Annotated in this window: 3 protein-coding genes and 1 rRNA gene; 3 read left to right on the forward strand and 1 reads right to left on the reverse strand. The window is 63.1% G+C overall.

All coding sequences use genetic code 11. The annotated features are described in order from the left end of the window. Positions 1–869 precede the first annotated feature (869 nt). The 3 genes from NTV05_18710 to NTV05_18720 are packed head-to-tail and all read left to right on the forward strand — an operon-like array spanning position 870 to position 6,553. Positions 870–3,266: a PAS domain S-box protein gene (locus NTV05_18710; GenBank protein ID MCX6546426.1), complete on the forward strand. Its 2,397-nt coding sequence runs from the start codon at positions 870–872 to the stop codon at positions 3,264–3,266. Further along, positions 3,263–3,739, forward strand: a complete 477-nt coding sequence (locus NTV05_18715; protein MCX6546427.1) for a response regulator — start codon at positions 3,263–3,265, stop codon at positions 3,737–3,739. Before NTV05_18710 ends, NTV05_18715 begins: the two co-directional genes overlap by 4 nt. A gap of 3 nt (positions 3,740–3,742) precedes the next feature. After that, complete coding sequence (locus tag NTV05_18720; protein MCX6546428.1) at positions 3,743–6,553, forward strand: response regulator; 2,811 nt, start codon at positions 3,743–3,745, stop codon at positions 6,551–6,553. A 115-nt stretch (positions 6,554–6,668) separates the two neighbouring features. Here the strand turns inward: NTV05_18720 and rrf are convergent. Beyond that, positions 6,669–6,785 (reverse strand): 5S ribosomal RNA (gene rrf / locus NTV05_18725). Positions 6,786–7,051 lie beyond the last annotated feature (266 nt).

Below are 7,051 nucleotides of genomic sequence, written 5' to 3' on the forward strand. Positions count from 1 at the left end.
GAGGTCCATATCCTCGGAGTACCGGATGCTCCGGTGGAAGAAGCGGAGGTTGCAGCCCCCTTTGACGACGAAGAGTTTCTTGTCGACACGTCGGCTGAGTTGGGCGAGGAACAGGAGATGAAACTGCTCGACGAATCGGATAGGGGTGACGGTGTCCATGTCCGCTCCAGGAAGTAATAATACCTGTTATCGACAGATACGTCAATAATAGGTATTGCGACAACCCGTGAGAGACACAACAGTGCTTCCGTGGTGCACAGATGAATCACCGGTTCGCAGCCGATTCAGCGCACGACAACTTGGGACGGGACACTCAGTGTTCGTGCTCCTTGCCGCTACCGGATATCGCGGCGCCGCCGTGGGGGCCGGATTGGTGCGGGGTGTCGGCTCGTCGGCCGTGCTCCCCCGTCTGTCCCGTCGTCTCTCCCGGCGCGCCTTGTGAATTACCTCGGCCGGTGAGATACTCTGCCTGCCCCCACAATTTCCTGTCCTACGCGCGGGCCGAACGCGGTCTTGCGCCACGACGCAGAGAGTTTGAGTCCATCGCCTCGGCTCGGCTGGCTGCATCCGCTCTGCCCCGAGTGTCCCGTGGGGACGGCTCACCAGCGACTGTGAGTGCTGGTCACGGCCTTTGAGCCGTGACGTGACTGTTCTTGGCGCCTGCGCCGAATCAGGGCAGACATCAACTCTGTTCTTGGCCTCTTTCGTAGGCATAAGCACCGATGAATCCATCGCGTGAATCCTCCGACAAGCCGGCATCCTCTTCGGGGAACCCCGAATCGCCTTCCACGGAGCCCGCGGGGACCGAGGCGGCATGGCATAGGCTGAACCGGGCGGTTGAGACCATCAGCGCGTGTAATCGGGCCCTCGTGCGTGCGACCACCGAGGGCGCGTTGCTGGAAGCTATCTGTCGCATCGTGGTTGACGACGGCGGCTATCGTTTTGCGTGGGTGGGTCTGGTCGAAGACGACGAGGCGAAGACCGTGAGACCGGTCACGCAATGCGGTTTTGAAGCGGGCTATCTGGAGTCGGTGAATATCACCTGGGCCGACACCGAGCGCGGGCGCGGCCCGACCGGGACGGCCATCCGCACAGGGCAGCACGTCATTGCCCGCAACATTCCGACCGATCCGTCGTTCGGCCCGTGGCGGGTGGCGGCCCTCCAACACGGCTATGGCTCGTCGATCGCCCTGCCGTTGAAGACCGGCGACCGCGTCATCGGCGCGCTGAGCATCTACGCCGCCGAATCCGATGCGTTCAACGCCAAAGAAGTCAGCCTGCTCACGGCGTTGGCCGACGACGTGGCCTACGGCATCACGGCGCTCCGCACGCGAGCCGAGTGGGAGCGAACCGAGGAGGCGCTGCGCCACCGCGGAGCCCAACTCGCTGCTGCCGAGGTCGTGGCCCGGATGGGAAGCTGGGAATACGACGTGGCGACCGACACCGCGGCGTGGTCCGACAACATGTTCGCGATCTTCGACGTGGACCCGACCAGACCAGACGAACTGGTGTTCAAGACGTTTGTCGAGAACCTGGTCCATCCCGACGACCGGACCCGCATCGTGGAGAGCCTGAGAGCCGCAATGGCCGGCGGCCCGCCTTACGACTTGGAGTACCGCATCCGCCGGCGCGACGGCACCGAACGCGTCATCGACGCCCGCGCTGAGATCGAATGGGCCGCGGCTGGCGAGCCGCGACGCCTGATCGGTATTGTGCAGGACATCACCGAACGCAAGATGGCTGAGGAGGCGGTGAAGAGATCCGAGGCCCTGTACCACGACCTGGTGGAGACCTCGCAGGACCTGATCTGGCAGTGCGATGCTGATGGGCGCTACACCTACCTTAACTCGGCTTGGGAGCAGACATTCGGCTACAAGATCGAGGAGATGTTGGGAAAGAGGTTCACGGACTTTCAGACCCCAGAGTATGCAGAACAAGACCTGAAAGAGTTTGCGCGACTTCTGAAAGGCAATACCGTCCAGGGACTGGAAACGGTCCACATCGGCAAGGACGGTCGAAAGATCGACCTGATCTTTAATGCAAAATTCTTGGTTGACGAACTGGGGAACGCGGCGGGCACCCGCGGCACGGCTTACGACATCACGGCGCGCAAGGTTGCGGAGGAGGCCCTGCGCAGAAGTGAAGAGGTGCTCCGACTGTTCGTCGAGCACAGTCCGGCGGCAATCGCCATGTTCGATCGCGAGATGAAGTACATCGCGGCAAGTCGCCGCTATCTCATCGACTATGACCTGCGTGAACAGAACCTTGCTGGTCGTTCTCACTATGACGTGTTTCCGGAGGTTCCAGATCGTTGGAAGGACATTCACCGGCGCTGTCTGGCTGGTGCGATTGAAAAGGCCGACGAAGATCCGTTTCCGCGTGCCGATGGAAGGCTTGACTGGGTGCGCTGGGAAATTCGTCCCTGGAACGAGTCTGACGGCGGGATTGGGGGCGTCATCCTGTTCTCGGAAGTAATCACCGAGCGCAAGCAGGCGGAAGAAGAGGTCCGCCGGCTCAACGTCGAACTGGAACAACGCGTGCTCGATCGCACGGCGCAACTGGCGGCCAAGAACGAGGAGCTCAAGGGTTTCGCTTACACCGTCTCTCACGACCTGAAGGCGCCATTGCGCGGCATTGCCGGCTACGCGCAGGAGCTCGAACGCCGCCACAAAGAGGGTCTTGGCGAGCGCGCGCAGTTCTGCATCACGCAAGTGATCACGGCGTCGCGAACTCTCGACACGCTCATCGAGGACCTGCTCACGTATTCGCGCCTCGAGAGCGAGACGCCGACCGCCTCACAGGTGAACCTCGCCGATCTCGTGCAGAGCATCCTGCGCGACCGCAGCCTCGCGCTCATCGAGCTCGGCGTCGCCGTCAGCGTCAACATCCCGCCGCTCACGCTCCATGCCTGGGAACGCGGCCTCCACCAGGTGCTGACCAATCTGATCGACAACGCCGTCAAGTACAGCCGCCAGTCGAAGCCACCGCGCCTGACCGTCACCGCCGAAGCCCTGCCAGGGGCCGTCCGCGTGATCGTTGCCGACAACGGCATCGGCTTCGACATGAAGTACCATGACCGCATCTTTGGTCTGTTCAACCGGCTCGTGCGCGCGGAACAGTTCGAGGGCACCGGCGCCGGCCTGGCCATCGTCAAGAAGCTCGTCGAGAAGCTCGGCGGCACCGTCCGCGCCGAATCGGCCCCAGGGCAGGGGGCGACCTTCTTCGTCGAACTGCCACATCAGCCCACGACGGACATCACGCCATGAACGCCATCCCCGTCCTCAACCACGCGTCACGCTTGCGCTCCATCCTCGTCGTCGAGGACAACGACATGGACCTCGATTTCTGCCTGCAGGCCTTCATCGAGCACGCCGTTGCCAATCCCATCCTCGTGTGCCGCGATGGCGAGGAAGCGCTGGGGTTCATCGACGAGCACCCGACCCCCGAGGATCCGCAGTTGCCTCTGTTGGTGCTGCTCGACCTGCGCCTGCCGAAGGTGGACGGCATCGATGTGCTGCGCTACGCGAGGCAGCATCCCGTGTGGAAGCAGGTGCCGTTTGTGGTGCTCACGACCTCGCGCGAAAACGCCGACATCGGCGCAGCCTACGAATTGGGCGTGAACTCGTACATCGTGAAGCCGGTGGACTTCGCCGCGTTCGCCGAGGTGGTGAAGCACATCAATGTGTACTGGATTCTCACGAACGAACCACCTTTCCCCGGCCCGAACCACGAGAGGTAGCCGATGGCGACTCCACAATCTCCAGAATCTCCAGTCGGCAACCCGCAATCCAGGATCCGGATCCTGTACGCCGAGGACAATCAGAAGGACGCGGACCTGACCCGTGCCGCCTTGGCCGCGCACGCGCCGGAATTCGACGTCGAGATCGTCGGCACTGGGCAGGCGTGTCTGGACCGGATGCGCGAGACCGGGGTCGACCTGTTGCTGCTTGACTATCGTTTACCCGACATCGACGGGCTGGACGTGCTGAAGACGCTCGTCCACGCCGGTGTCCATGTGCCGGTGGTGATGGTGACAGGCGTGGGCGATGAGGAATTGGTGGTCAAGGCGCTGCGGATGGGCGCGGCCAGCTACGTGCCCAAGTTCGGCGACTACCTCGCCACCCTTGCGGACCTGCTGCGCGACGTGGTCGAGGAGTATCGCCGGAGGCAAGGCCAGGGGCTGGACGGGACCGCGTCGAACAGGCGGATTCTCTATGTTGAGCATCACTCCATGGACGTCGAGTTGACGCTGCGGCACCTCGCTGAGTCCGCGCCGCATCTGGTGATGGACGTCGTTCACACGTGTGGCGAAGCGCTGGCGCGTTTGGAACAGCCCCACGCGTACGACCTGGTGCTCGTTGACCTGCGGATGCCGGATCAGAGCGGGTTGGACTTCGTCCGGGAGGCCAGACTCCGACGTCTCGTATTGCCGCCGTTCATCATCATCTCAGGCAAGGGCGACGAGGCAGCAGCCGTCGCCACATTGAAGCTGGGAGCCGCCGACTACGTTGTCAAGCGCGAAGGCTATCTCGACCAACTCCCCTATACGATTGAGCAGGCCATAGCGCATCACCATCTGAGACGCCTCAACCAGCAATTGCAGGTCGAACTGGCCGAGCGCGGGGAGGCGGAGCGGGCCTTGCGGGCGAGCGAGGTGCGCTATCGGGATCTCTTCTTCGGGAACCCGAACCCGATGTGGGTCTATGACCTGGAGAGCCTGCGCTTCCTGGCGGTCAACGACGCCGCGGTGGCTCGCTACGGCTACAGCCAGCACGAGCTCCTGTCCATGACCATCCAGGACACACGACCGCGGGAGGACCTGCCCAGGCTCCAGGAGAACATCGCCCACGCGCCGCAGCACGGACTTGAACAGGCCGGGCTCTGGCGGCACCGCAGGCGGGACGGCAGCCTCATCGATGTCGAGATCGCGTCCCACACGCTCGATTTCAGCGCAAGGCCCGCGAAGCTGGTGCTCGCACACGACGTCACGGCACGCCTGCAGGCAGAGCAGGCGCTACGCGAAGGCGAAGTGCGCTTCCGTGCGACGTTTGAGCAGGCGGCGGTGGGCCTTGCCCATGTCGCTCTGGATGGGCGCTGGCTCCTGGTCAACCAGCGGCTGTGCGACATCGTCGGCTACTCCCGCGAGGAGTTGCTCGAGACGACGTTCCAGGCGATCACGTACCCTGACGATCTCGCGCCCGACCTCGAGAACGCGCGCCGGCTGCTAGCCGCCGAGATCAGCACCTACTCTGTAGAGAAACGGTACGTCCGCAAGGATGGCTCGCTGGTGTGGATCAACCTCACAGTGTCGCTCGTGCGCGAACGATCGGGAGAGCCGGGCTATTTCATTTCCGTCGTCGAAGACATCTCTCAACGAAAGCAAGGGGAAGAGGCGCAAGGGAAGCTGGAGGCCCAGTTCCAGCAGGCTCAGAAGATGGAAAGCGTGGGCAGGCTGGCGGGTGGGGTGGCGCACGACTTCAACAACATGCTCACCGTTGTCAGGGGCTATGCCGAGATGGTGGTGGAGAAACTCCCTGCAGGCGACCCCCTCCTGGCCGACATCGGGGAGATCCGGTTGGCCGCGGATCGCTCGACGGCCCTGGTCCAGCAGTTGCTGGCCTTCGCCAGAAAGCAGGCGATTGCCCCGCAGGTGCTGGATCTCAACGACACGCTCGCGGGCATGCTCAAGATGATCGGGCGGCTCATCGGCGAGGACATCGATCTGGCCTGGGTGCCGGGACATGACGTGGGGCTGGTGTACATGGATCCGGCCCAGATCCATCAGATCCTCGTCAATCTCGCCGTCAACGCCCGCGATGCGATCGGCGGCAACGGCCGCGTCACCGTCGAAACGGCGAACGCCGAGGTGACCGAGGCGTACTGTGCGTCCCACGTCGGGTCAATCCCCGGGCCGTTCGTGCAGTTGACGGTGAGCGACAACGGTTGTGGAATGGATGCGGAGACGCGAACGCGCATCTTTGAGCCATTCTTTACGACGAAGCCGCAAGGCCAGGGGACGGGCCTGGGCCTGGCGACCGTCTACGGCATCGTGACGCAGAACCGGGGCTTCATCAACGCATACAGCGAGCCTGGCCACGGCACGACGTTCACGATCTACCTCCCTCGACACGCCGAGCAACCCGCAGCGGTTGAGCGGGCGGTGCAGGGTGCCGCCACGCCGACCGGAACGGAGACCGTCCTCCTCGTGGAAGACGACGCGGCGCTGCTCAAACTCGCCAGGCGCATGCTGGAACAACTGGGCTATGCCGTGGTCGCAGCCGGCAGTCCCAACGAGGCAATCGAGCTTGCCGCCTCGCGGAAGGCTGCCCTCGACCTCCTGATGACCGATATGATCATGCCGGAGATGACGGGCCGCGCCTTGTGGGAGCAACTCGCTCCGCTGAGACCCAGTCTGAAGTGCCTCTTTATGTCGGGCTATACGGCGGACGTGATCTCTCATCAAGGCGCGATCGAGGCGGGCGTGCACTTTCTTCAGAAGCCGTTTTCGGCCGACACGCTGGCCCGGAAGATTCGAGAGGTGCTGGAGAGTTGACGGAGGATGTGGATTGGGTGCGGCGTTTCCCGCGGAAGGGGTCGGGCCGACACGGGGGTCGGCCCCTACGAACGAAAAAGGCCCGGTGTCTTTCGACATCGGGCCTTGAGAAAATCCCCGGCAGCGACCTACTCTCCCACGCAGTTGCCCACGCAGTACCATCGGCGGTAGAAGGCTTAACTTCCGTGTTCGGAATGGGAACGGGTGTGACCCTTCTCCTATGACCACCGGGAAACCGGCTGGGGCGAACGTATCCGCCCCGATATGAATCAGCCGACGTCGTATACCGACGCGGCCCGCTTCTGGTCCGACCGAGGATTCCGGGTATCTTCACCGGGGCTCGAGGCCTGACGAGGGCGGCGGCTGAAATTGTAAAGATCAAAAAACCTTGACAACGAATATCCTGCAGAAGGCGCGTTCTGATGCGCGCGAAATGAAATGGAGGTAAATGATCAAGCCTCACGGCTGATTAGTACCAGTAAGCTGAGGATGTCACCA

The sequence above is a fragment of the Acidobacteriota bacterium genome, assembly GCA_026393755.1.
GTDB lineage: Bacteria > Acidobacteriota > Vicinamibacteria > Vicinamibacterales > JAKQTR01 > JBAXOX01.